Genomic DNA, 22,985 nt, shown 5'->3' with positions numbered 1-22,985 from the left:
GCCCGCCGGGCCTCAGAGGATCAGCACCACCAGGATGGCCACCAGCAGGATGATGATCACGTCGTTGCCGCTGAGCGCGCCGCCGGCCGGCAGGCTGTCGATGCGTTGGGCGAGGGTGGCGGCCTCGGCCGGGGTCAGGGCGTCGACGCGGCTCCTGGCCGTGGCGGCGGGCACATCCATGGCCTGCAGTCTTTCCTCTACGTCGCTGCGCTCGAGAAACTGCTTAAGCGTGTCGCGGTCGGCCTGGCCGGTTTGCCCGGCGAGGACTTCGGCGGTGCCGATCATCTCGGCGTGGGCGGGCACCGCCAGGGCGGCGCTGAGGCCGACGATCAGCAGGACGAGGCCTAGGGTCTTGGCTGGCGTTTTCATTCGGGTCTCCCAGGGCGGGGGCGATGACGCCGCACAACCTGCTGCGGCTGTGCGGGCCGCTGCCGGTACTCCTCGCTGCACCCGCCGGCATCGTAGTTTGGACTGGCATGCCGGCCGACCGGTTCCCGCCGTCTCGGTTTCGTTGTGGCCTTCGGCCCCGCTATACTTCGCGCCCTTGTTGGAACCTTTAGGTAAACCGGTTTGAGCCTTGTTGACTCCGAGCGCCGCGTGCTGTCCGGCATGCGCCCCAGTGGCCGTTTACACCTCGGCCACTATCACGGTGTGCTGAAGAACTGGGTCAGGTTGCAGCACGCCTACGAGTGCTATTTCTGCATCGTCGACTGGCATGCGCTCACCACCGATTACGAGCAGGCCGGCCAGCTTTCCCAGCATGTCATGGACATGGCGGTGGACTGGCTCGCCGCGGGCATCAGCCCCAGCTCGGCGACCCTGTTCATCCAGTCCCAGGTGCCCGAGCATGCCGAGCTGCACCTGCTGCTGTCGATGATCTGCCCGCTCAGCTGGTTGGAGCGGGTGCCGTCCTACAAGGAGCAGCAGGAGCAGCCCCGGGGCAAGGACCTGGGCACCTACGGCTTCCTCGGCTACCCCCTGTTGCAGGCGGCGGACATCCTGCTGTACCGCGCCGGGGTGGTGCCGGTCGGCGCCGACCAGGTGGCGCACATCGAATTCGCCCGCGAGGTGGCACGGCGCTTCAATCACCTGTACGGCCGCGAGCCGGGCTTCGAAGACAAGGCCGAGGCGGCCATCGGCAAGCTCGGCAAGAAGACCGCGACCCTGTACAACAACCTGCGCAAGGCCTTTCAGCAGCAGGGCGACGTCGAGGCCCTGGAAACCGCCCGGGCGCTGCTCAAGGAGCAGCAGACCATCACCCTGGGCGACAAGGAGCGTCTGTTCGGCTACCTGGAAGGGGGTGGCAAGGTGCTGCTGCCCGAGCCCCAGGCCCTGCTCAGCGAGGCGCCGAAGCTGTCGGGGCTCGACGGCGGCAAGATGTCCAACAGCAATGGCAACGCGATTTTCCTGCGCGACAGCGCCATCGAGGTCGAGGAGAAGATCAGGCGCATGCCGACCGATCCGGCCCGGGTGCACCGCAGCGACCCGGGCAACCCGGCGCACTGCCCGGTGTGGCCCCTGCACCAGGTGTATTCCAGCGAGCAGACCTGCGCGTGGGTGCAGCAGGGCTGCCAGAGCGCGGGCATCGGCTGCCTGGAGTGCAAGGGGCCGTTGATCGAGGCGGTGCAGGAGGAACTCAAGCCGCTGCAGGTGCGCGCCGCCGACTATCAGAGCGACCCCGACCTGGTGCGCAGGATTCTCGCCGAAGGCGCCGAGCGCGCCCGCGACGAGGCCCGCGAAACCCTGGCCGAGGTGCGTCTGGCCATGGGCATGAACTACCGCTGAGCGGAGACCTGTATGTGCCCAGCGCCGCCCGAAGAACCCGCCGATAGCCAGGCCGGCGCCCAGCAGGAGCTGCCGTTCGCCCTGGTCTATGGCCAGGCCGTCACCGAGCTGCCGCTGGACCTGTATATCCCGCCGGACGCCCTGGAGGTGTTTCTCGAGGCCTTCGAGGGGCCCCTGGACCTGCTGCTGTACCTGATCCGCAAGCAGAACATCGACGTGCTGGACATCCCGGTGGCGGAGATCACCCGGCAGTACATGGGCTACGTCGAGCTGATGCAGTCGGTGCGCCTGGAGCTGGCCGCCGAGTACCTGGTGATGGCCGCCATGCTCGCCGAGATCAAGTCGCGCATGCTGCTGCCGCGCTCCAGCGAGGCGCCGGAGGACGAGGACGATCCCCGTGCCGAGCTGATTCGCCGGCTGCAGGAGTACGAGCGCTACAAGGCCGCCGCCGAGGGCATCGACCTGCTGCCGCGGGTCGGCCGCGATCACACGGTGCCGCAGCTGGAGGCGCCGCAGGCGCGGGCGCGCAAGCTGCTGCCGGAGGTCGGTCTGGAAGAGCTGCTGCTGTCGATGGCCGAGGTGCTGCGGCGGGCCGACATGTTCGAGAGTCACCAGGTGATCCGCGAGGCGCTGTCGACCCGCGAACGCATGAGCGAGGTGCTCGAGCGCCTCAAGGGCGGCGGTTTCGTGCCGTTCGTCGAGCTGTTCGCGGCGGAGGAAGGGCGCCTGGGGGTGGTGGTGACCTTCATGGCGGTGCTCGAATTGATCAAGGAATCCCTGGTCGAGCTGGTGCAGAATGAGGCCTTCGGGCCTATCCACGTGCGTGCGCGAGCTGAATGACGATGAACCTGAGCGATCCCCGCGAACTGGCCAGCCTGCTGGAAGCCTTCCTCCTGGCGTCCGGCAAGGCGCAATCCCTGGAGCGCCTGTACGAGCTGTTCGAGGAGCGCGAGCGGCCATCGTCCGCGCTGTTCAAGGAGGCTCTGGAGTGCCTGCGGCAGTCCTGCGAGGGGCGTGCCTTCGAGCTCAAGGAGGTGGCCTCGGGTTACCGCCTGCAGGTGCGCGAGCGTTTCGCGCCCTGGGTCGGCCGCCTGTGGGAGGAGCGGCCGCAGCGCTATTCCCGGGCCATGCTGGAGACCCTGGCGCTGATCGCCTACCGACAGCCGATCACCCGTGGCGAGATCGAGGACGTGCGCGGGGTGGCGGTCAACAGCCAGATCGTCAAGACCCTGCTGGAGCGCGAGTGGGTCCGTGTGGTCGGCCACCGCGACGTGCCGGGCAGGCCGGCGATGTTCGCCACCACCAAGGCCTTTCTCGACCATTTCAACCTCAAGAGCCTCGACGAGCTGCCGCCGTTGGCGGCGCTGCGCGAACTGGAACCGGAGCCGCTGGGCCTGGACGACGAGCCGGCGGTGCCGGCCGAGTTGCAGGCGCGCGCCGACCTGGCGAGCGAGGTGCCGGTCGAGATGGCGCGCGGGGAAACCAGCTTCGGCAGCCTGCTGGCCGAACTGGACGCCATGGAGCAGGGGCTCAAGAGCGATTTCGACGATTTGCCCGAGTCCGGGATGGACGCCGCGCCGGCCGTTCAGGAGCAGGCGGACGAGGCGGATATCGGCGAGCGTTGAGCGCGGCTCCGGCTGCGCTGGGAAACTGACGGACAGTCGCCCTGCGACTAGTCTCAACCCGTGCGCACGGCCGGCGATCGGCGTATGATGCGCGCCCTTTCGACGACATGCCGTCGTCCCTCACTAGAGAAACACCGGGAGGTGCCCAGATGAGTGAATCCGAACAACGTAGCCCCGCTGGCGAGAAGCTGCAGAAGGTCCTGGCCCGCATGGGCCTGGCCTCGCGCCGGGAAATCGAGGCCTGGATCGACCAGGGCCGGGTCAAGGTCAATGGCGCCACCGCCAGCCTCGGCGCGCGGGTCGACCTGCATGACGCCATCGCCGTCGATGGCCGGCTGATCAAGCGCGAAGAGGCCGCGGAAAGCGTGCGTCGCGTGCTGATCTACAACAAGCCGGATGGCGAGATCTGCACCCGCGACGATCCCGAGGGCCGGCCGACCGTGTTCGACCGCCTGCCGCGGCCGAAGGACGGACGCTGGATCAATATCGGCCGCCTCGACATCAACACCACCGGCCTGCTGATGTTCACCACCGATGGCGAGCTGGCCAATCGGCTGATGCACCCCTCCTACCAGATGGACCGCGAGTATGCCGTGCGCGTGCGCGGCGAGGTCGACGAGGAGATGATCGAGCGCCTCAAGGCCGGGGTGATGCTCGAGGACGGCCCGGCCAAGTTCACCGACATCAAGGAAGCGCCGGGCGGCGAGGGCTTCAACCACTGGTATCACTGCGTGGTCATGGAAGGGCGCAACCGCGAGGTGCGCCGCCTGTGGGAATCCCAGGGGCTGGTGGTCAGTCGCCTGAAGCGGGTGCGCTTCGGCCCGGTGTTCCTGACCTCCGACCTGACCATGGGACGCTGGCGGGAAATGAGCCAGCGCGAGGTGGACATTCTCAGCGAGGAAGTCGGCCTCAAGCCCCAGGCCCTGCCGCAGATGAAGGAGAAGGTGCGCGACAAGCTCGATCGCCTGCAGCGCAAGTCGGCCAAGCCGGTGGGGCGTGGCGAGCGCCCGCCGCGCACCCTGCGTCCGGCCCACGGTGGTCCGGCCGAGGGCGAGTCGAGCCGATCCGGGCGGGGCACGCCGGTGGCCGAGCGCCCCCAGGACACGCACAAGAAGCGTCCGGGCAAGCCTCGCCAGGAGCGTCCGGGCGTCGAACTGGCCGACCGTCCGGCGCGCAAGCCTGCGGGCGCGCCCGTCAAGCGGCGCGGCCCGTCGGCCGGTGAAGGCCAGCGTCCAGGCTCGGGTCGCGGTAGCCGCAAACCGCAGTAAGGGGCCGGTGCGGTACCAGGTGCAGAAAAAAGGGGCTCTTCGAGCCCCTTTTTTGCGTCCAGGCCTTGTCAGCCGGCCATGGTCAGGCGGTTGCGGCCCTTGCGCTTGGCCACATAGAGCGCACTGTCGGCGCGGCGCAGCAGGCTCTCCGCCGCCTCGCCCGGCAGCAGGGTGGCGCAGCCGAGACTGATCGACAGCTCGATGGGGTGGCCCTGGGCCAGGCACTGCAATTCCAGCACGGCATGGCGCAGGCGCTCGCCGATCATGCCGGCGGCCTCCCGAGGGGTGCCGGACAGCAGCACGAGAAATTCCTCGCCGCCGTAGCGGAACACCATGTCGACGTTGCGCAGCTGGTTCTTCAGGGTATTGGCGACGGCCTTGAGGACTTCGTCGCCGACGCTGTGGCCGTGCCTGTCGTTGACCTGCTTGAAGTGATCGAGGTCGAGCATCAGCACGGACAGCGGCAGCAGGTTGCGTCGCGCCAGTTCGACCTCGCGGGCCAGGGTCTGGTCCATGGCGACGCGGTTGCCGGCGCCGGTCAGCGGGTCGCGCAGGGCATCCTGGATGGCGGCGCGATAGAGCAGGGCGTTGCGCAGGGGAAACAGCAGGCTGGCCAGCAACGACTCGAGCTGGGCCAGCTCCTCCTCGCTGAAGCGCAGCCGGCGACGGAACACCAGTTCGCCGAGGTATTCGCCGTCATGGCTGAGGCGGTAGGCGGCGGAGTGGCTGGCGCGTTCGCCCAGTTCCAGGCGCAGGTCGCTGATCGGCTGCTGGTAGCTCAAGGCGTCCAGCGGCACCAGGCGCTGCACGGCGGCGAAGAACAGCGAGAGCACGCGTTCGGCGTCCAGGCTGGTCTGCAGCTGCAGGGCGAGCTGCTGGCGCAGCTGGACCAGGCTGGTGCGGCGCAGGGGGCGGGGATGCTGATTGGAGAAGCCCAGGCGCTTCAGCTTGGCCGCATCGAAATCTATGGTGTTGGTCTGGCTTGAGGGACCCATAAACGCAAAACCTCTGGCGCTTCAGTGCGTGGACAGAGGGGTAGCAGCGAATATCGTGCCAAGGCTTGAGAGTGGCCAAAAAACCCTTTTAAGTCAGTCGCTTACGCATTTAGCGCAAAGGCACTTTGCCGCTAGTGGCCGTTTGACATGACTGCATGCCGGCAATCCCTTGCCGGCATGCGGCGACGCGTCAATTTATTGCCGTCCGGCGCCAATGCCAGTTCCTACTGGGCGTCGAAGGCCTGGCCGTTGACGCCATTGCTGTCGGGGCCCATCAGGTACAGGTACACCGGCATGATCGCCTCGGGGGCCGGGTTGTTTGCCGGGTTCTCGCCCGGATAGGCCTGGGCGCGCATGTCGGTGCGGGTCGCGCCCGGGTTGACGCTGTTGGCGCGCACGCTGGCGACGCCGTCGAGTTCGTCGGCCAGCACCTGCATCAGGCCCTCGGTGGCGAACTTGGACACCGCGTAGGCGCCCCAGTAGGCGCGACCCTTGCGGCCGACGCTGCTGGAGGTGAACACCACCGAGGCGTCCGGGGCGAGCTTGAGCAGCGGCAGCAGGGTGCTGGTGAGCATGAAGGTGGCGTTGACGTTGACCTGCATCACGCGCATGAAGTTGTCGCCGGAGAGCTGTTCCAGCGGCGTGCGCGGGCCGATGATCGAGGCGTTGTGCAGCAGGCCGTCGAGCTTGCCGAACTCGCGCTCGATCATCGCCGCCAGTTCGTCGTACTGGTGCGGCAGGGCGGTTTCCAGGTTGAAGGGGATCACCGCCGGCTGCGGCTGGCCGGCCGCCTCTATGCGGTCGTAGACCCGGCTCAGGTGTTCTTCGGTCTTGCCCAGCAGCAGCACGGTGGCGCCATGGGCGGCGAAGGTCTGGGCGGCGGCGGCGCCGATCCCGCGACCGGCGCCGGTGACCAGAATCACGCGATCCTTGAGCAGGTCGGGACGGGCGGAGTAGTCGAACATGGGGAAGCGCCTCGTTTATGCGTGGGGTTGGCTGAGTTTAGTGGTTGGCCCGGGCTGCTGCCGCGCGTCGATGAGAGCGGTGGCGCCTCAGCAGGAGCACAGCGCCCGGTCGAGCACGGCGCGCAATTCCAGCGGGTGGTCGACCACCACGTCGGCGCCCCAGTTGCGCGGGTTGTCTTCGGGGTGGATGTAGCCGTAGGTCACCGCGGCGGTGCGGGTGCCGGCGGCGCGGCCCGACTCGATGTCGCGCAGGTCGTCGCCGACGAACAGCACGCTGGCCGGCTCCAGGCCCAGGCGGCTGCAGGCCAGGGTCATGGGTTCCGGGTCGGGCTTGCTGCGGCTCACATGGTCCGGGCAGATCAGCAGCGCCGAGCGTTCGGCCAGGCCCAGCTGCTGCATGATCGGCTCGGCATAGCGCAGCGGTTTGTTGGTGACCACGCCCCAGGTCAGCTTGGCCCGCTCGATGTCGGCGAGCAGCTGCTCGATGCCGTCGAACGGGCGGGTGAGCACGGCGCAGTGCTGCTGGTAGCGCTCGAGGAACTCCAGGCGCAAGGCCTCGAACTGCTCGGCCTCGGCGGGCAGGGCGAAGCTGGCGGCGACCATGGCGCGGGCGCCCCCGGAGATCTGGTCGCGAATCAGCTTGTCGGCGATGGGCGCCAGGCCGCGCTCGGCGCGCATCGCCTGGCAGATGGCGATAAAGTCCGGCGCGCTGTCGAGCAGGGTGCCGTCCATGTCGAAAAGAACCGCGCGCAGGCGCACTGGGCGTGTCATCGGCTATTTCCCTCGCTGCGCCGGAGTCTGTTTTGGCGCGAGGCAAGGCACGAGCCGTGAAGTTTGGTTGTTCCAAATGAGCGGCGAGAAACGCCGCATCGCGCCAAAACAGACCCGGCCCTATGGGTTGCGTCAGAAAATCGGCCATGCGTTGTTGCTGTCCTTGGCAATGGAACAACCATTGCCTGCGGCCAGCGCCTAGCCTGGCCGGTTTTCTGGCAGCAACGCAGCAGGGAAATAACCAATGGCACGCCCTAGCCCTCCTTCAGGGTCTGGATCATGTAGTTGACGTCGACGTCGGCTTCCAGCTTGTAGTGCTTGGTCAGCGGGTTGTAGGTCAGGCCGACGATGTCCTTGACCTCGAGGCCGGCGGCGCGGCTCCAGGCGCCCAGCTCGGAAGGGCGGATGAACTTCTTGAAGTCGTGGGTGCCGCGTGGCAGCAGGCGCAGCAGGTACTCGGCGCCGATCACCGCGAACAGGTAGGCCTTGGGGTTGCGGTTGATGGTGGAGAAGAACACCTGGCCGCCGGGCTTGACCAGGGCGTGGCAGGCGCGGATCACCGAGGCCGGGTCCGGCACGTGTTCGAGCATCTCCAGGCAGGTGACCACGTCGAACTGCTCGGGCATTTCTGCGGCGATGGCCTCGGCGGTGATCTGCCGGTAGTCCACCGATACGCCGGACTCCAGCTGGTGCAGTCGGGCCACGGCCAGCGGTGCCTCGCCCATGTCGATGCCGGTGACGCTCGCCCCGCGCTGGGCCATGGCCTCGCTGAGGATGCCGCCGCCGCAGCCGACGTCGAGCACGCGCTTGCCGGCCAGGCCGACGCGCTCGTCGATCCAGTTGACCCGCAGCGGGTTGATGTCGTGCAGCGGTTTGAACTCGCTCTCGCGATCCCACCAGCGGTGGGCGAGGGCTTCGAATTTGGCGATTTCGGCGTGATCGACGTTGCTCATGGGGTTCCCTGGGTGAAGCGGCAAGCCGGAGGCTCGGGCTCGGACGCTTATGGTGCCAGTTTCGTCGCGTGCGGTGCGTGCTCGCGGGTGGATCAATATATGTCAGTTTGTCGCAGTGCCTAGGCCTGGCCGGCTATTCGGGCGCCCCAGGCGCGGGCGTTGGCGGTGATCCGCTGTTCGTCCAGGCGGGTCAGGCGGCCGCTCTCGAGCAGCGGCTTGCCGGCCACCCAGAGGTGCTCGACGCAGCTGCGGCCGCTGGCGTAGATCAGTTGCGAGACCGGGTCGTAGACCGGCTGCTGGGCCAGGCCGGAGAGGTCGAAGGCCGTCAGGTCGGCGCTCTTGCCGATCTCCAGCGAGCCGATCTGCGCCTCCAGGCCGAGGGCGCGGGCGCCGTTGAGGGTGGCCATGCGCAGGGCACGGTGGGCATCCAGGGCCGTGGCCGAGCCGGCCACGGCCTTGGCCAGCAGGGCCGCGGTGCGGGTCTCGCCGAGCAGGTCCAGGTCGTTGTTGCTGGCCGCGCCGTCGGTGCCGATGGCGACGTTGATGCCGGCCTGCCAGAGCCGCTCCACCGGGCAGAAGCCGCTGGCCAGCTTGAGGTTGGACTCGGGGCAGTGGATCACGCTGCTGTTGCTGTCCGCCAGCAGGGCCAGGTCGTCGTCGTCGACCTGGGTCATGTGCACGGCCTGGAAACGCGGGCCGAGCAGGCCGAGGCGCGCCAGGCGCGCCAGGGGGCGTACGCCGTGCTGTTCGAGGCTCTGCTGCACCTCGAAGGCGGTTTCCTGTACGTGCATGTGGATGCCGGCATCCAGCTCCTCGGCGAGCATGCGGATGTTCTCCAGCTTGTCGTCGCTGACCGTGTAGGGGGCGTGGGGGCCGAAGGCCACCGTCAGGCGCGGGTGATGCTTGAGGTCGTCGAACAGCTCCAGGCCCTTGCGCAGGGCCTCGTCGGCATCGCGGGCGCCGGGGATGGGGAAGTCCAGCACCGGGACGGTGATCTGCGCGCGGATACCGCTCTTGTGTACCAGTTCGCTGGCGGCCGCGGGAAAGAAATACATGTCGGAGAAGCAGGTGATGCCGCCCTTGAGCTGTTCGGCGATGGCCAGTTCGGTGCCGTCGCGGATGAAGTCCTCGTCCACCCACTTGGCCTCGGCGGGCCAGATATGCTGCTGCAGCCAGGTCATCAGCGGCAGGTCGTCGGCCAGGCCGCGGAACAGGGTCATGGCGGCATGGCCGTGGGCGTTGACCAGGCCCGGCGTCAGCAGCCGGCCCGGCAGCTCGCGGACTTCCAGGGCGGGGTGCTTGAGCGCCTCGGCGCGGGGGGCGAGCAGGGCGATGCGGCCGTCGCGGATGCCCAGGCCGTGATCGTGCAGCACCACGCCGGCCGGTTCCACCGGCACCAGCCAGGTGGGGAGCAGGAGAAGGTCGAGGGGGGCAGCGGACATGGGCGGGCTTCCGGCGAACTGAAAGGGGGCGAGTTTATAGGGGAATGCCGCAGGCTTGAAGCCGAAACCCGGACGTCGCTGCGCTCCTAGGTGCTGGGACTGGGCTTGGGTGGGTCGTGACGCTCCGCGTCGACCCGGGCTTGGGGGCGTCGCGCATGTGCGTATAATGATCGGCTTTTTCGTTGGGACTGCGAGGTGGGTCATGCGCGAGCAATTGCTGGCGGCCGAGAAGGTCAAGGCTATCGAGTGGCGCGACGGCGCGCTGCATCTGCTCGATCAGCGTGTGCTGCCGCTCGAGGAGGTCTGGCACGCCTATACCACGGCTGCCGAGGTGGCCGAGGCGATTCGGGCGATGGTGGTGCGCGGCGCGCCGGCCATCGGCATCAGCGCCGCCTACGGCCTGGTGTTGGGCGCCCGGGCGCGGCTGGCGGCGGGGGGCGACTGGAAGGCAGCGCTGGAAGAGGATTTCCAGGTGCTGGCCGACTCGCGGCCGACCGCGGTCAATCTGTTCTGGGCGCTCAATCGCATGCGCGAGCGACTGGAGCGTCTGAAGGTGGAGGAGGATCCGCTGCTGGCGCTGGAGGCCGAGGCGCTCGGCATTCACCAGAGCGACCGCGAGGCCAACCTGACCATGGCCCAGCTCGGCGTCGAGCTGATTCGCAAGCATCAGGGCAATCTGCAGAACCTGTTGACCCACTGCAATACCGGGGCCCTGGCCACCGGTGGCTTCGGCACCGCCTTGGGGGTGATCCGCGCCGCCCATCTCGATGGCCTGGTCGAGCGGGTCTATGCCGACGAGACCCGGCCCTGGCTGCAGGGCTCGCGCCTGACCGCCTGGGAGCTGGCCAACGAGGGGGTGCCGGTGAGCCTGAACGCCGACTCGGCGGCCGCCCATCTGATGAAGACCAAGGGCATCACCTGGGTCATAGTCGGGGCCGACCGCATCACCGCCAACGGCGACGTGGCCAACAAGATCGGCACCTACCAGCTGGCGGTCAATGCCATGCACCACGGCGTGCGCTTCATGGTGGTGGCGCCCAGCTCGACCATCGACATGGCTCTGGAGAGCGGCGACGACATTCCCATCGAGGAGCGCGACGGTCGCGAGCTGCTGGAGGTGGGCGGGCGTCCGGTGGCGGCAGGTGTCGCCGCGGTCAATCCGGTATTCGACGTGACCCCGGCCGACCTGATCGACTTCATCGTCACCGAGAAGGGCGTGGTGGAGCGCCCGGACGCGGCAAAGATGGCTCAGCTGATGTGCCGCAAGCGCCTGCATTGAACGGTTTCGCGGGCGTCGCTCCAGGCCGTTTCGGCGGGTGCTCGGGGATAGGTGCGGGGCGGCGACTGTGGTACACTCCGGCGGTTTTCAGGGGCGTCCGTCGCGGCCGCCCGAACTGCGCAGATACATGGCATAACTCATTGATTTGTCGTGAGTCGTTGCTGGCCTAGGGCCACGGCGGCAAGCTTCGCCTGGTTCAGGATGAACGGGGCGGAGTTTCACCAGAAAAAGGAACCAGGCTACTCATGGGCGAACTGGCCAAAGAAATCCTCCCGGTCAATATCGAAGACGAACTGCAGCAGTCCTACCTCGATTACGCGATGAGCGTGATCGTCGGGCGGGCTCTGCCGGACGCGCGCGATGGCTTGAAGCCCGTGCACCGTCGCGTGCTCTTCGCAATGAGTGAGCTGGGCAACGACTGGAACAAGCCGTACAAGAAGTCGGCCCGTGTGGTCGGTGACGTGATCGGTAAGTACCACCCCCACGGCGATACGGCGGTGTACGACACCATCGTGCGCATGGCGCAGCCCTTCTCCCTGCGTTACCTGCTGGTCGACGGCCAGGGCAACTTCGGCTCGGTGGACGGCGACAACGCCGCGGCCATGCGTTACACCGAAGTGCGCATGACCAAGCTGGCCCACGAGCTGCTGGCCGACCTGCACAAGGAAACCGTGGACTGGGTGCCGAACTACGACGGCACCGAGCAGATTCCCGCGGTCATGCCGACCAAGATCCCCAACCTGCTGGTCAACGGTTCCAGCGGTATCGCCGTGGGCATGGCGACCAACATCCCGCCGCACAACCTGGGCGAGGTCATCGACGGCTGCCTGGCGCTGATCGACAACGGCGAGCTGACGGTCGATGAGCTGATGCAGTACATCCCCGGCCCGGACTTCCCGACCGCGGCGATCATCAATGGCCGTGCCGGCATCATAGAGGCCTACCGCACCGGTCGCGGGCGCATCTACATCCGCGCCCGCGCCGAGGTCGAGGATATCGACAAGGTGGGCGGCCGCCAGCAGATCGTCGTCACCGAGCTGCCCTACCAGCTGAACAAGGCGCGGCTGATCGAGAAGATCGCCGAGCTGGTCAAGGAGAAGAAGCTCGAGGGCATCACCGAGTTGCGCGACGAGTCGGACAAGGACGGCATGCGCATCGTCATCGAGTTGCGCCGTGGCGAGGTGCCGGAGGTGATCCTCAACAACCTCTATGCCCAGACCCAGATGCAGAGCGTGTTCGGCATCAACGTGGTGGCGCTGATCGACGGCCAGCCGAAGGTGCTCAACCTCAAGGACATGCTCGAGGCCTTCATCCTGCACCGCCGCGAGGTGGTGACCCGGCGCACCGTGTTCGAGCTGCGCAAGGCCCGCGAGCGCGGCCACATCCTCGAAGGCCAGGCGGTGGCGCTGTCCAACATCGACCCGGTGATCGCCCTGATCAAGGCCTCGCCGACTCCGGCCGAGGCCAAGGAGGCGCTGATCTCCACGGCCTGGGAGTCCGCCGCGGTGGAGGCCATGGTCGAGCGCGCCGGCGCCGATGCCTGCCGCCCCGAGGACCTGGACCCGCAGTACGGCCTGCGCGACGGCAAGTACTTCCTTTCGCCGGAGCAGGCCCAGGCCATTCTCGACCTGCGCCTGCATCGCCTGACCGGCCTGGAGCACGAGAAGCTGCTGGCCGAATACCAGGAGATCCTCACCCAGATCGGCGAGCTGATCCGCATCCTCACCGACGCGGTGCGCCTGATGGAGGTCATCCGCGAGGAGCTGCAGGCGGTCAAGGCCGAGTTCGGCGACGCCCGCCGCACCGAGATTCTCGACACCCGCCTGGACCTGACCCTGGCCGACCTGATCACCGAAGAAGAGCGGGTCGTCACCATCTCCCACGGTGGTTATGCCAAGTCGCAACCGCTGGCCGCCTACCAGGCCCAGCGCCGCGGCGGCAAGGGCAAGTCGGCGACCGGGATCAAGGACGAGGACTATATCGAGCACCTGCTGGTCGCCAACAGCCATGCCACCCTGTTGCTGTTCTCCAGCAAGGGCAAGGTGTACTGGCTGAAGACCTACGAGATTCCCGAGGCCTCCCGTGCCGCCCGTGGCCGGCCGCTGGTCAATCTGCTGCCGCTGGACGAGGGCGAGTGGATCACCGCGATGCTGCAGATCGACCTTGAAGCCCTGCAGCAGGGCGCCAGCGGCGAGGACGAGCTGGATGAGTCGCTGGAGGGCGAGGTGGTCGAGGCCGAAGCGCTCGAGGATGCCGACGCCGAAGCGGCCGATGACGAGCAGGACGAGCCGACCGGTGCCTACATCTTCATGGCCACCGCCAAGGGCACGGTGAAGAAGACCCCGCTGGTGCAGTTCAGCCGGCCGCGCAGCACCGGCCTGATCGCCCTCAAGCTGGACGAGGACGACACCCTGATCGCCGCCGCGGTGACCGACGGCGCCCGCGAGGTGATGATGTTCTCCGACGGCGGCAAGGTCATTCGCTTCAAGGAAAAACACGTGCGCACCATGGGTCGCACCGCCCGCGGCGTGCGCGGCATGCGCCTGGCGGAAGGCCAGCAGATCATCTCCATGCTGATTCCCGAGCCGGGCGCGCAGATTCTCACGGCCTCCGAGCGTGGCTACGGCAAGCGCACCGAGATGGTCGAGTTCCCGCGCCGCGGGCGTGGTGGTCAGGGCGTGATCGCCATGGTCAGCAACGAGCGCAACGGCAAGCTGGTCGGTGCGGTGCAGGTGCTCGACGGCGAAGAGATCATGCTGATTTCCGACCTGGGCACCCTGGTGCGCACCCGCGTCAGCGAGGTCTCCAGCCTGGGCCGTAACACCCAGGGCGTGACCCTGATCAAGCTGGCCAGGGACGAGAAGCTGGTGGGGCTGGAGCGCGTGCAGGAGCCGTCCGCGGAAGAGGACGAGGAGCTGGACGACGACGAGACCATGGCGGCGATGGCGGCCGAGGCAGTCGAAGCAGTCGAGGGTGGTGCCGACGAGCGTCCGCTCGGCGAGGAGTGAGGTGCCTGGGCGGGGCTGCCCCGCCCGTCACGGCTTAGGATTCGGCGGCTGGCCAACGCGGCCTGTGCGCCCAACATTTGAGCGAGAGTGGATGTGAGCAAGCGAGCCTTTAACTTTTGCGCCGGCCCGGCCGCGCTTCCCGAAGCTGTACTGCAACGCGCCCAGGCCGAGCTCCTCGACTGGCAGGGCAAGGGCCTGTCGGTGATGGAGATGAGCCATCGCAGCGACGAGTACATGGGCATAGCCGCCAAGGCCGAGCAGGACCTGCGCGACCTGCTCGCCATTCCCTCGAACTACAGGGTGTTGTTCCTCCAGGGCGGCGCCAGCCAGCAGTTCGCCGAGATCCCCCTGAACCTGCTGCCGGAAGACGGCGTGGCCGACTACATCGACACCGGCATCTGGTCGAAGAAGGCCATCGAGGAGGCGCGGCGCTTCGGCAACATCAAGGTCGCCGCCAGCGCCAAGGGCTACGACTACTTCGCTATCCCCGGGCAGAACGAGTGGCAGCTGTCGAAAGACGCCGCCTACCTGCACTACACACCGAACGAGACCATCGGCGGCCTGGAGTTCGACTGGATTCCCGAGGTCGGCGAGGTGCCGCTGGTGGCGGACATGTCCTCGGATATCCTCTCGCGTGAGATCGACGTGTCGAGGTTCGGCCTGATCTACGCCGGGGCGCAGAAGAACATCGGCCCCAGCGGCCTGGTGGTGGTGATAGTGCGCGAGGACCTGCTCGGCCGTGCCCGCAGCGCCTGTCCGACCATGCTCAACTACCAGGTCGCCGCCGACAACGGCTCGATGTACAACACCCCGGCGACCTTCTCCTGGTACCTGTCCGGCCTGGTCTTCGAGTGGCTCAAGGAGCAGGGCGGCGTCGAGGCCATGGAGCAGCGCAATCGTGCCAAGAAGGACCTGCTCTACGGCGCCATCGACGCCAGCGAGCTGTACAGCAACCCGATCGCCACGAACGCCCGTTCCTGGATGAACGTGCCGTTCCGCCTGGCCGACGAGCGCCTGGACCAGCCCTTCCTGGTGGGCGCCGAGGCCCGCGGCCTGCTCAATCTCAAGGGCCATCGCTCGGTCGGTGGCATGCGCGCCTCCATCTATAACGCCGTGGGGCTCGACGCGGTGCAGGCGCTGGTGGCCTATATGGCAGAGTTCGAGAAGGAGCGCGGCTGATGTCCGAGCAGGAACTGCAGGCCCTGCGCCTGCGCATCGACAGTCTCGACGAGAAGATCCTCGAGCTGATCAGCGATCGCGCGCGCTGCGCCGAAGAGGTGGCGCGGGTCAAGATGAAGGCCCTGCCCGAAGGCGAGAAGCCGGTGTTCTACCGCCCCGAGCGCGAGGCCCAGGTGCTCAAGCGCATCATGGAGCGCAACAAGGGCCCGCTGGACAACGAGGAGATGGCGCGGCTGTTCCGCGAGATCATGTCCTCCTGCCTGGCCCTGGAGAACCCGCTCAAGGTCGCCTACCTCGGCCCCGAGGGCACCTTCTCCCAGGCGGCGGCCATGAAGCACTTCGGCCACGCGGTGATCAGCGTGCCGATGGCGGCGATCGACGAGGTGTTCCGCGAGGTGGCCGCCGGCGCAGTCAACTTCGGCGTGGTGCCGGTGGAAAACTCCACCGAGGGGGCGATCAACCACACCCTGGACAGCTTCCTCGAGCACGACATGGTGATCTGCGGCGAGGTCGAGCTGCGCATCCATCACCACCTGCTGGTGGGCGAGACCACCAAGACCGACAAGATCACCCGCATCTACTCCCATGCCCAGTCCCTGGCCCAGTGCCGCAAGTGGCTGGATGCGCACTACCCGAACGTCGAGCGCGTCGCCGTGTCGAGCAATGCCGATGCGGCCAAGCGGGTGAAGAGCGAGTGGAACTCGGCGGCGATCGCCGGCGACATGGCGGCCAGCCTCTATGGCCTGACCAAGTTGGCGGAGAAGATCGAGGACCGTCCGGACAATTCCACGCGGTTCTTGATCATCGGCAGCCAGGAAGTGCCGCCGACCGGCGACGACAAGACCTCGGTCATCGTCTCCATGCGCAACAAGCCGGGCGCACTGCACGAGCTGCTGGTGCCGTTCCACAACAACGGCATCGACCTGACCCGCATCGAGACCCGGCCGTCGCGCAGCGGCAAGTGGACCTACGTGTTCTTCATCGACTTCGTCGGCCATCACCGCGACCCGCTGATCAAGGACGTGCTGGAGAAGATCAACCAGGAGGCCGTGGCGCTGAAGGTGCTCGGCTCCTACCCCAAGGCGGTGTTGTAGTCGCCGTCGCTCGACCCGGGTCCAGGCCCGGGCCGCTGGCGACTCCACCGTGGCGCGCAACCCGTGCGGGCGGACCGACAAGAGGCATGCAATGAGTTGTGATTTCCTCGCCCTGGCCCAGCCAGGCGTACAGAAGCTGTCGCCCTATGTGCCGGGCAAGCCGGTAGACGAACTGGCCCGCGAGCTGGATCTCGATCCGGCCGGCATCGTCAAGCTGGCCAGCAACGAGAACCCCCTGGGCCCCAGCCCCAAGGCGCTGGCGGCCATCCGTGGCGAGCTGGCCGAGCTGACCCGCTATCCCGACGGCAATGGCTTCGAGCTCAAGCGCCGGCTGGCCGCCCGCTACGGCGTGCAGGCCGCTCAGGTTACCCTGGGCAACGGCTCCAACGACGTGCTCGACCTGGTCGCCCGCGCCTACCTGGGACCGGGCCAGAATGCGGTGTTCAGCCAGTACGCCTTCGCCGTCTACCCGATCGCCACCCAGGCGGTGGGCGCCCAGGGCAGGGTGGTGCCGGCCAAGGACTTCGGTCACGATCTGCAGGCCATGCTCGCGGCCATCGACGGGGAGACCCGGGTGGTGTTCGTCGCCAACCCGAACAATCCCACCGGCACCTGGTTCGGCCCGCAGGCGTTGAGCGATTTTCTCGCGCGGGTGCCGGAAGACGTGCTGGTGGTGTTGGACGAGGCCTATATCGAGTACGCCCAGGGCGACGAGCTGCCCGACGGCCTCGACTACCTGGCCCGCTTCCCGAATCTGCTGGTCTCGCGCACCTTTTCCAAGGCCTATGGCCTGGCTGCGTTGCGGGTCGGCTATGCCATCAGCTCGGCGCAGGTCGCCGACGTGCTCAATCGCGTGCGCCAGCCGTTCAATGTCAACAGCCTGGCGCTGGCCGCGGCCTGCGCGGCCCTCGAGGATGACGAGTACCTGGCGCGCAGTCGCCGGGCCAACGATGCCGGCATGGTCCAGCTGGAAGAGGGCTTGCGCGGCCTGGGGTTGTCCTGGATCCCCTCGCGCGGCAATTTCATCGCGGTGGATTTTGCCCGCGATACCGCGGCGCTCAATCAGGCTCTGCTGCGTGAAGGGGTGATCGTTCGCCCTGTGGCGGGCTACGGCATGCCCCATCATCTGCGGGTGTCGATTGGCACTGCGGAGGAGAACGCCCGCTTCCTGGCGGCCCTGGCCAAGGTGCTCGACGCGTGAGCGAGGTCAAGGCTGGCGCCGTTATCCGGGCTCCTGCGGCGACCCCGGTGATCGGCCGCCTGGTGGTGGTCGGCCTCGGCCTGATCGGCGGCTCCTTCGCCAAGGGGCTGCGCGAGCGGGGCCTGTGCCGCGAGGTGGTGGGCGTCGATCTGGATCCGGAGTCGCGGCGCCTGGCCGTCGAGCTGGGCGTGGTCGACCGCTGCGAGGAGAGCCTGGCGGCCGCCTGCGCGGGGGCCGAGGTGATCCAGTTGGCGGTGCCCATTCTCGCCATGGAGAAACTGCTCGGCCAGCTGGCCGAACTCGACCTCGGCGACGCCGTGCTCACCGACGTCGGCAGCGCCAAGGGCAGCGTGGTGCGCGCCGCGCGACGGGTCTTCGAGGGACTGCCGGCGCGCTTCGTGCCGGGTCATCCGATCGCCGGCTCCGAGCAGAGCGGGGTCGAGGCGGCCAACGGCGAGCTGTTCCGCCGCCACAAGGTGATACTCACGCCGCTGGCCGAGACCGAGCCGCAGGCGCTGGGCCTGGTGGATCGCCTCTGGCGCGAGCTGGGCGCGGACGTCGAGCATATGCAGGTCGAGCACCATGACCAGGTCCTCGCCGCCACCAGTCACCTGCCGCACCTGCTGGCCTTCGGTCTGGTCGACTCCCTGGCCAAGCGCAGCGAGAATCTAGAAATCTTCCGTTATGCCGCCGGCGGCTTCCGCGATTTCACGCGGATCGCCGGCAGCGACCCGGTGATGTGGCACGACATCTTCCTCGCCAACCGCGAGGCCGTGCTGCGCACCCTCGACGTATTTCGCGACGACCTCGACGCCTTGCGCGACGCGGTCGACGCTGGGGACGGGCATCAACTGCTGGGCGTGTTCACCCGCGCCCGGGTGGCCCGCGAGCATTTCAGCAAAATTCTGGCCCGCAGGGCCTATGTGGACGCTATGCACTCGAACGATCTGATTTTCCTGGCTAACCCCGGTGGCAAACTGTCCGGACGGATTCGCGTTCCCGGCGACAAATCCATCTCCCACCGCTCGATCATGCTCGGCTCCCTGGCCGAAGGCACCACCGAGGTGGAGGGCTTTCTCGAGGGCGAAGATGCCCTGGCGACCCTGCAGGCCTTCCGTGACATGGGCGTGGTGATCGAAGGGCCGCATCACGGCCGCGTGACCATCCACGGTGTCGGCCTGCACGGCCTGCAGGCGCCGCCGGGGCCCATCTACCTGGGCAATTCCGGCACCTCCATGCGCCTGCTCGCCGGTCTGCTCGCCGCGCAGCCCTTCGACACCACCCTGACCGGCGACGCCTCGCTGTCCAAGCGGCCGATGAACCGCGTGGCCAAGCCGTTGCGCGAGATGGGCGCGGAGATCGAGACCGCCGCCGAGGGGCGCCCGCCCATGACCATCCGCGGCGGTCGCCGCCTGGGTGGCATGACCTACCAGATGCCCATGGCCAGCGCCCAGGTGAAGTCCTGCCTGCTGCTCGCCGGACTCTACGCGGCGAACTCCACCACGGTGATCGAGCCGGCGCCGACCCGCGATCACACCGAGCGCATGCTGCAGGGCTTCGGCTACCCGGTGACGGTCGAGGGCAGCAGCGCGACAGTCGAGTCCGGGCACAAGCTGGTGGCCACCCGCATCGAGGTGCCGGCGGATATCTCCTCGGCGGCCTTCTTCCTGGTGGCCGGCAGCATCGCCGAGGATTCCGAGCTGGTCCTGGAGCACGTCGGCATCAACCCGACCCGCACCGGGGTGATCGACATCCTCAAGCTGATGGGTGGCGATATCAGCCTGGAGAACCAGCGCGAGGTCGGCGGCGAGCCGGTGGCCGACATCCGCGTGCGTTCGGCCAGGCTCAAGGGCATCGACATCCCGGAAGACCTGGTGCCGCTGGCCATCGACGAGTTTCCCGTGCTGTTCGTCGCCGCGTCCTGCGCCGAGGGCCGCACCGTGCTGCGTGGCGCCGAGGAGCTGCGGGTCAAGGAGTCCGACCGTATCCAGGTGATGGCCGACGGCCTGCAGGCGCTGGGGGTCAAGGCGGAGCCGACGCCGGACGGCATCGTCATCGACGGCGGCGCGATCGGCGGGGGCGAGGTCTACAGCCACGGCGACCACCGCATCGCCATGTCCTTCAGCGTGGCCTCGCTGCGTGCCGGCGCGCCGATCCGCATCCATGACTGCGCCAATGTCGCGACCTCCTTCCCGAACTTCCTCGCGCTCGCCGCGCAGGTGGGTATCCGCGTCGCCGAGGAGGGCAAGTCATGAGCGCCGTGGCACCGGTAATCGCGATCGACGGGCCCAGCGGCTCGGGCAAGGGCACCGTCGCCGGCCTGCTGGCCCGGCAGCTGGGCTGGAGCCTGCTGGACTCCGGCGCCCTGTATCGCTTGCTGGCCTTCGCCGCGGGCAACCATGGCGTCGACCTGACCAATGAGGAGGCGATGAAGGTGCTCGCCGCCCATCTGGACGTGCAGTTCAATGCGGCCACCGACGATCAGGGGCAGCGCATCATTCTCGAGGGCGAGGACGTCACCGACCTGATCCGCAACGAGCAGATCGGTGCGGGGGCCTCGCAGGTGGCGTCGCTGCCGGCCGTGCGCGAGGCGCTGCTGCAGCGCCAGCGGGCGTTCCAGGAGCTGCCCGGGCTGGTGGCCGACGGTCGCGACATGGGTACGGTGGTGTTTCCTGACGCGCCGCTGAAGATATTCCTCACCGCCAGCGCCGAGGAGCGCGCGCGCCGCCGCTACTTGCAGTTGAAGGCCAAGGGCGATGATGTTAATCTCGCGAGTCTTCTCGACGAGATTCGTGCACGCGACGAGCGTGACACCCAACGGGCAGTGGCGCCGCTCAAGCCGGCCGCCGATGCCATCCAGTTGGATTCCACCGAACTCTCGATCGAGCAGGTGCTTGAACGCATTCTGCGCGAAGTCGCCGATCGCGACCTCGCCGGGTGAAAAGGGTCACGGCTTAGGCCGGAGGGCTCGACAAGGAGGCATGCGGGAGACCAGTCCTAGTCCCGCAGGCCTCTTTTTACATGAACGAACCCACATTGTCTGGAGTGTGGATTGGGCGGATTCCCTGCCCTGAATCAACAGGAATCAACATGAGCGAAAGCTTCGCAGAACTATTTGAAGAAAGCCTGAAATCCCTCGACATGCAGCCGGGTGCCATCATCACCGGCATCGTGGTCGACATCGACGGTGACTGGGTCACCGTGCATGCCGGCCTGAAGTCCGAGGGCGTCATCCCGCTCGAGCAGTTCTTCAACGAACAAGGCGAGCTGACCATCAAGGTCGGTGACGAAGTCCACGTTGCGCTGGACGCGGTTGAAGATGGCTTCGGTGAAACCAAGCTGTCCCGCGAAAAAGCCAAGCGCGCCGAGTGCTGGATCGTTCTGGAAGCAGCTTTCGCCGCCGAGGAAGTGGTCAAGGGCGTTATCAACGGTAAGGTTAAGGGCGGCTTCACTGTCGACGTTAACGGCATCCGTGCGTTCCTGCCAGGTTCCTTGGTCGATGTACGTCCGGTGCGTGATACCACCCACCTGGAAGGCAAAGAGCTCGAGTTCAAGGTCATCAAGCTGGACCAGAAGCGCAACAACGTTGTCGTTTCCCGCCGCAGCGTGCTGGAAGCCGAGAACAGCGCCGAGCGCGAGGCTCTGCTGGAGTCCCTGCAGGAAGGCCAGCAGGTCAAGGGTATCGTCAAGAACCTCACCGACTACGGCGCGTTCGTGGACCTGGGTGGCGTCGACGGCCTGCTGCACATCACCGACATGGCCTGGAAGCGCATCAAGCACCCGTCGGAGATCGTCAACGTTGGCGACGAGATCGACGTCAAGGTCCTGAAGTACGATCGCGAGCGTAACCGCGTATCCCTCGGCCTGAAGCAGCTGGGCGAAGACCCATGGGTTGCCATCAAGGCCCGTTACCCGGAGAGCACCCGCGTCATGGCGCGCGTGACCAACCTGACCGACTACGGCTGCTTCGCTGAGCTGGAAGAAGGCGTTGAAGGCCTGGTACACGTCTCCGAAATGGACTGGACCAACAAGAACATCCACCCGTCGAAAGTCGTTCAGGTTGGCGACGAAGTGGAAGTCATGGTTCTGGACATCGACGAAGAGCGTCGTCGTATCTCCCTGGGTATCAAGCAGTGCAAGACCAACCCGTGGGAAGACTTCTCCAGCCAGTTCAACAAGGGTGACAAGATCTCCGGCACCATCAAGTCGATCACCGATTTCGGTATCTTCATTGGTCTGGACGGCGGCATCGACGGCCTGGTTCACCTGTCCGACATCTCCTGGAACGAAGTGGGCGAAGAAGCCGTACGTCGTTTCAAGAAGGGCGACGAGCTGGAAACCGTCATCCTCTCCGTCGATCCGGAGCGCGAGCGCATCTCCCTGGGCATCAAGCAGCTGGAAGACGATCCGTTCTCCAACTACGTGTCGATCAACGACAAGGGCACCATCGTCCGTGGCACCGTGAAAGAAGTTGACGCCAAGGGCGCCATCATCGATCTGGGCAACGATATCGAAGCGACGCTGAAGGCCTCCGAAATCAGCCGTGACCGCGTTGAAGACGCGCGCAACGTGCTGAAGGAAGGCGAAGAAGTCGAAGCCAAGATCATCAGCGTTGACCGCAAGAGCCGCGTGATCAGCCTGTCCATCAAGTCCAAGGATGTCGAGGACGAGAAGGAAGCGATCAAGGAAATGCGTAGCAAGCAGGAAGTCGAGACTTCCGGTCCGACCACCATCGGTGATCTGATTCGTGCGCAGATGGAAAACCAGAACTAAGTTCGGGTAATCCAAAAAAAGGGCGACTTCGGTCGCCCTTTTTTGTGCCCGCGTTTTTATCCGGCTAGGGGCGGGGCAGTTCTTTCGAGGGGGCTGCGACCCGCTCGGCACGATCCGCGCTCACTCTCACCCGGGATGCACCAGGGGCTGCGCATCATTCGCAGCCCTTGGGCCGGGCGTGGGAAGCCTGGTTCGGCAGCTAACACCTTGTTTTTTGGGCTGTTCAAATGCTGACCAGCATGCTAAAACCATTCTATAGAGTGGTCTAGCCGCTTGAAAAAGAAGGGAAAACCATGACCAAGTCGGAGTTGATCGAAAGAATTGTCACCCACCAGGGGCAGTTGTCCTCCAAGGATGTCGAGCTGGCGATCAAGACTATGCTGGAGCAAATGTCCCAGGCACTGGCCACTGGCGACCGTATCGAGATCCGCGGCTTCGGCAGTTTCTCCTTGCATTACCGGGCGCCACGAGTCGGTCGTAACCCCAAGACCGGCCAGTCGGTGCGCCTGGATGGCAAGTTCGTCCCGCATTTCAAGCCCGGCAAAGAGCTGCGTGACCGGGTAAACGAGGACGAGTAGCACCCTTCTCGGAAGCGATTGCTTCCAACCCTTCTCTTGCCCCTTTTGCGCGACGGGTGTTCCCGGCGC

Annotated in this window: 20 protein-coding genes; 14 read left to right on the top strand and 6 right to left on the bottom strand. The window is 66.8% G+C overall.

What is annotated here, in order from left to right; genetic code table 11:
- Nucleotides 1–12: 12 nt before the first annotated feature.
- Nucleotides 13–369: a PA2779 family protein gene (locus tag I0D00_RS03235; protein WP_213638318.1), complete on the bottom strand. Its 357-nt coding sequence runs from the start codon at nucleotides 367–369 to the stop codon at nucleotides 13–15.
- 201 nt (nucleotides 370–570) lie between these two features.
- On the opposite strand from I0D00_RS03235, the gene I0D00_RS03230 reads away from it, so the two are divergent.
- The 4 genes from I0D00_RS03230 (at nucleotide 571) to rluB (ending at nucleotide 4,678) form a co-directional block, all read left to right on the top strand.
- A complete protein-coding gene (locus I0D00_RS03230) occupies nucleotides 571–1,785 on the top strand; it encodes a tryptophan--tRNA ligase (RefSeq protein ID WP_213638317.1) in 1,215 nt (404 codons plus the stop codon).
- 141 nt (nucleotides 1,786–1,926) lie between these two features.
- The gene (locus I0D00_RS03225) at nucleotides 1,927–2,625 is read left to right on the top strand and encodes a segregation and condensation protein A (protein ID WP_213640207.1); all 699 of its coding nucleotides are present in this window, start codon (nucleotides 1,927–1,929) and stop codon (nucleotides 2,623–2,625) included.
- A 2-nt stretch (nucleotides 2,626–2,627) separates the two neighbouring features.
- Nucleotides 2,628–3,410 carry an SMC-Scp complex subunit ScpB gene (gene scpB, locus I0D00_RS03220; RefSeq protein ID WP_213638316.1) on the top strand — a complete coding sequence of 261 codons (783 nt, stop codon included), beginning with the start codon at nucleotides 2,628–2,630 and terminating at the stop codon, nucleotides 3,408–3,410.
- A 149-nt stretch (nucleotides 3,411–3,559) separates the two neighbouring features.
- Nucleotides 3,560–4,678: a 23S rRNA pseudouridine(2605) synthase RluB gene (gene rluB, locus I0D00_RS03215; protein ID WP_213638315.1), complete on the top strand. Its 1,119-nt coding sequence runs from the start codon at nucleotides 3,560–3,562 to the stop codon at nucleotides 4,676–4,678.
- 68 nt (nucleotides 4,679–4,746) lie between these two features.
- On the opposite strand, the gene I0D00_RS03210 is transcribed toward rluB, so the two are convergent.
- The 3 genes from I0D00_RS03210 to mupP all read right to left on the bottom strand — a co-directional run bounded on the left by I0D00_RS03210 (nucleotide 4,747) and on the right by mupP (nucleotide 7,397).
- A complete protein-coding gene (locus tag I0D00_RS03210; RefSeq protein ID WP_213638314.1) occupies nucleotides 4,747–5,673 on the bottom strand; it encodes a GGDEF domain-containing protein in 927 nt (308 codons plus the stop codon).
- Between the two features lie 224 nt (nucleotides 5,674–5,897).
- Nucleotides 5,898–6,638, bottom strand: coding sequence for a YciK family oxidoreductase (locus I0D00_RS03205; RefSeq protein ID WP_213638313.1), 741 nt, complete (start codon nucleotides 6,636–6,638; stop codon nucleotides 5,898–5,900).
- An 87-nt stretch (nucleotides 6,639–6,725) separates the two neighbouring features.
- Entirely contained in the window at nucleotides 6,726–7,397 is a 672-nt protein-coding gene (mupP, locus tag I0D00_RS03200) for an N-acetylmuramic acid 6-phosphate phosphatase MupP (RefSeq protein WP_213640206.1), read from the bottom strand.
- An 88-nt stretch (nucleotides 7,398–7,485) separates the two neighbouring features.
- On the opposite strand from mupP, the gene I0D00_RS21645 reads away from it, so the two are divergent.
- Nucleotides 7,486–7,611, top strand: coding sequence for a hypothetical protein (locus I0D00_RS21645; protein WP_255838042.1), 126 nt, complete (start codon nucleotides 7,486–7,488; stop codon nucleotides 7,609–7,611).
- 52 nt (nucleotides 7,612–7,663) lie between these two features.
- On the opposite strand, the gene ubiG is transcribed toward I0D00_RS21645, so the two are convergent.
- Both ubiG and I0D00_RS03185 read right to left on the bottom strand, forming a co-directional pair.
- The gene (ubiG, locus tag I0D00_RS03190; protein WP_213638312.1) at nucleotides 7,664–8,362 is read right to left on the bottom strand and encodes a bifunctional 2-polyprenyl-6-hydroxyphenol methylase/3-demethylubiquinol 3-O-methyltransferase UbiG; all 699 of its coding nucleotides are present in this window, start codon (nucleotides 8,360–8,362) and stop codon (nucleotides 7,664–7,666) included.
- Between the two features lie 119 nt (nucleotides 8,363–8,481).
- Nucleotides 8,482–9,804 carry a TRZ/ATZ family hydrolase gene (locus I0D00_RS03185; RefSeq protein WP_213638311.1) on the bottom strand — a complete coding sequence of 441 codons (1,323 nt, stop codon included), beginning with the start codon at nucleotides 9,802–9,804 and terminating at the stop codon, nucleotides 8,482–8,484.
- Nucleotides 9,805–10,006: 202 nt separating this feature from the next.
- On the opposite strand from I0D00_RS03185, the gene mtnA reads away from it, so the two are divergent.
- The 9 genes from mtnA to ihfB all read left to right on the top strand — a co-directional run bounded on the left by mtnA (nucleotide 10,007) and on the right by ihfB (nucleotide 22,916).
- Nucleotides 10,007–11,083, top strand: coding sequence for an S-methyl-5-thioribose-1-phosphate isomerase (gene mtnA / locus I0D00_RS03180; protein WP_213638310.1), 1,077 nt, complete (start codon nucleotides 10,007–10,009; stop codon nucleotides 11,081–11,083).
- A 245-nt stretch (nucleotides 11,084–11,328) separates the two neighbouring features.
- On the top strand, nucleotides 11,329–14,091 hold the full coding sequence (gyrA, locus tag I0D00_RS03175) for a DNA gyrase subunit A (RefSeq protein ID WP_213638309.1): 2,763 nt from the start codon (nucleotides 11,329–11,331) through the stop codon (nucleotides 14,089–14,091).
- Between the two features lie 93 nt (nucleotides 14,092–14,184).
- Nucleotides 14,185–15,270: a 3-phosphoserine/phosphohydroxythreonine transaminase gene (gene serC, locus I0D00_RS03170; protein WP_213638308.1), complete on the top strand. Its 1,086-nt coding sequence runs from the start codon at nucleotides 14,185–14,187 to the stop codon at nucleotides 15,268–15,270.
- A complete protein-coding gene (gene pheA / locus I0D00_RS03165; protein ID WP_420850760.1) occupies nucleotides 15,270–16,364 on the top strand; it encodes a prephenate dehydratase in 1,095 nt (364 codons plus the stop codon). Before serC ends, pheA begins: the two co-directional genes overlap by 1 nt.
- Before the next feature lie 91 nt (nucleotides 16,365–16,455).
- The gene (gene hisC, locus I0D00_RS03160; protein WP_213638307.1) at nucleotides 16,456–17,565 is read left to right on the top strand and encodes a histidinol-phosphate transaminase; all 1,110 of its coding nucleotides are present in this window, start codon (nucleotides 16,456–16,458) and stop codon (nucleotides 17,563–17,565) included.
- Entirely contained in the window at nucleotides 17,562–19,820 is a 2,259-nt protein-coding gene (locus tag I0D00_RS03155; RefSeq protein WP_338050382.1) for a bifunctional prephenate dehydrogenase/3-phosphoshikimate 1-carboxyvinyltransferase, read from the top strand. The genes hisC and I0D00_RS03155 overlap by 4 nt, the downstream gene beginning before the upstream one ends.
- Nucleotides 19,817–20,506 (top strand): (d)CMP kinase, encoded by a 690-nt coding sequence (gene cmk / locus I0D00_RS03150; RefSeq protein ID WP_213638306.1) that lies wholly within the window; start codon nucleotides 19,817–19,819, stop codon nucleotides 20,504–20,506. Before I0D00_RS03155 ends, cmk begins: the two co-directional genes overlap by 4 nt.
- Nucleotides 20,507–20,655: 149 nt before the next feature.
- A complete protein-coding gene (rpsA, locus tag I0D00_RS03145) occupies nucleotides 20,656–22,338 on the top strand; it encodes a 30S ribosomal protein S1 (protein WP_213638305.1) in 1,683 nt (560 codons plus the stop codon).
- Between the two features lie 293 nt (nucleotides 22,339–22,631).
- Nucleotides 22,632–22,916, top strand: a complete 285-nt coding sequence (ihfB, locus tag I0D00_RS03140; protein WP_003243558.1) for an integration host factor subunit beta — start codon at nucleotides 22,632–22,634, stop codon at nucleotides 22,914–22,916.
- Nucleotides 22,917–22,985 lie beyond the last annotated feature (69 nt).

The sequence above is a fragment of the Pseudomonas lalucatii genome, from assembly GCF_018398425.1.
In the GTDB taxonomy this organism is placed as follows: domain Bacteria; phylum Pseudomonadota; class Gammaproteobacteria; order Pseudomonadales; family Pseudomonadaceae; genus Aquipseudomonas; species Aquipseudomonas lalucatii.
This window is presented reverse-complemented; position numbering and strand designations above follow the sequence as displayed.

Coding starts and splice junctions, on each gene's coding strand:
- I0D00_RS03205 (WP_213638313.1), bottom strand. CDS start 6,638: ATGTTCGACTACTCCGCCCGTCCCGACCTGCTCAAGGATCGCGTGATT.
- I0D00_RS21645 (WP_255838042.1), top strand. CDS start 7,486: ATGAGCGGCGAGAAACGCCGCATCGCGCCAAAACAGACCCGGCCCTAT.
- pheA (WP_420850760.1), top strand. CDS start 15,270: ATGTCCGAGCAGGAACTGCAGGCCCTGCGCCTGCGCATCGACAGTCTC.
- I0D00_RS03185 (WP_213638311.1), bottom strand. CDS start 9,804: ATGTCCGCTGCCCCCCTCGACCTTCTCCTGCTCCCCACCTGGCTGGTG.
- ubiG (WP_213638312.1), bottom strand. CDS start 8,362: ATGAGCAACGTCGATCACGCCGAAATCGCCAAATTCGAAGCCCTCGCC.
- cmk (WP_213638306.1), top strand. CDS start 19,817: ATGAGCGCCGTGGCACCGGTAATCGCGATCGACGGGCCCAGCGGCTCG.
- I0D00_RS03235 (WP_213638318.1), bottom strand. CDS start 369: ATGAAAACGCCAGCCAAGACCCTAGGCCTCGTCCTGCTGATCGTCGGC.
- gyrA (WP_213638309.1), top strand. CDS start 11,329: ATGGGCGAACTGGCCAAAGAAATCCTCCCGGTCAATATCGAAGACGAA.
- I0D00_RS03210 (WP_213638314.1), bottom strand. CDS start 5,673: ATGGGTCCCTCAAGCCAGACCAACACCATAGATTTCGATGCGGCCAAG.
- hisC (WP_213638307.1), top strand. CDS start 16,456: ATGAGTTGTGATTTCCTCGCCCTGGCCCAGCCAGGCGTACAGAAGCTG.
- mtnA (WP_213638310.1), top strand. CDS start 10,007: ATGCGCGAGCAATTGCTGGCGGCCGAGAAGGTCAAGGCTATCGAGTGG.
- scpB (WP_213638316.1), top strand. CDS start 2,628: ATGAACCTGAGCGATCCCCGCGAACTGGCCAGCCTGCTGGAAGCCTTC.
- ihfB (WP_003243558.1), top strand. CDS start 22,632: ATGACCAAGTCGGAGTTGATCGAAAGAATTGTCACCCACCAGGGGCAG.
- rpsA (WP_213638305.1), top strand. CDS start 20,656: ATGAGCGAAAGCTTCGCAGAACTATTTGAAGAAAGCCTGAAATCCCTC.
- rluB (WP_213638315.1), top strand. CDS start 3,560: ATGAGTGAATCCGAACAACGTAGCCCCGCTGGCGAGAAGCTGCAGAAG.